Origin of the sequence: Teichococcus deserti (assembly GCF_001982615.1) — a bacterium.
In the GTDB taxonomy this organism is placed as follows: domain Bacteria; phylum Pseudomonadota; class Alphaproteobacteria; order Acetobacterales; family Acetobacteraceae; genus Pseudoroseomonas; species Pseudoroseomonas deserti.
Map to the genome: position 1 here is coordinate 1 of NZ_MLCO01000549.1, position 872 is coordinate 872.

The 872-nt window shown below is 72.9% G+C and carries 1 protein-coding gene; it reads left to right on the plus strand.

Annotated features, from left to right (window positions below; translation table 11 throughout):
- Window positions 1–872: LPS-assembly protein LptD (locus BKE38_RS29975; RefSeq protein ID WP_408887438.1), on the plus strand; the 872-nt coding region annotated here is incomplete at both ends.

Genomic DNA, 872 nt, shown 5'->3' on the forward strand with positions numbered 1-872 from the left:
GCCACGCCCGCCGCCCCGGCGGCGGCCCCGGCGGCGGCCGCGACTCCGCCCGCCGGCACCCCGTCCACCCCGGCCTCCGGCAACAACGCCCCGGTGACCTTCACCGCCGAGGAGGTGGAATACGATCAGGAGCGCAACCTGGTCACCGCCCGCGGCGCCGTCGAGGCCTGGCAGAACGAGCGCATCCTGCGCGCCGACCGCTTCACCTTCGACCGCAACACCGGCATCGCCACGGCCGAGGGCAACGTCCAGCTGCTCGAGGCCGACGGCCAGGTGCTCTTCGCCGACCGCGCCGAGCTGACCGGCAACATGCGCGACGGCGTGGTCGAGGGGCTGAAGGCCCGCCTCGCCCAGAACGGCCGCATGGTGGCCAACGGCGCGCGGCGGACCGACGGCAAGATCCTCGACATGTCGCGGGTGCTCTACTCCTCCTGCGACCTCTGCATGAACGACCCGACGGCGCCGCCGCTTTGGCAGCTGCGGGCGCGGCTGGCGACCTCCGACCAGGAGGCCAAGCGCCTGCGCTACCGCGACGCCTCGCTGCTGCTGGGCGGCGTGCCGGTGCTCTACACCCCCTACCTGTCGCATCCCGATCCCTCGGTGCCGCGGCAGTCGGGCTTCCTGACCCCGGTCTTCGGCAGCTCGAGCTTCCTCGGCGGCTTCGTCGAGACGCCCTATTACTGGGCGATCGACCCGAGCTCCGACCTGACCGTCACGCCGACGCTGTCGACCAAGCAGAACCCGGCGCTCGGCTTCGACTACCGCCGCCGCTTCAACTTCGGCCAGATCGAGGCCGCCGGCTCGGTCGGCGAGCGCGCCGGCGCCAGCAGCGAGAACGGCCTGGGCGGCCACATCTACAGCCGCGGCCAGTT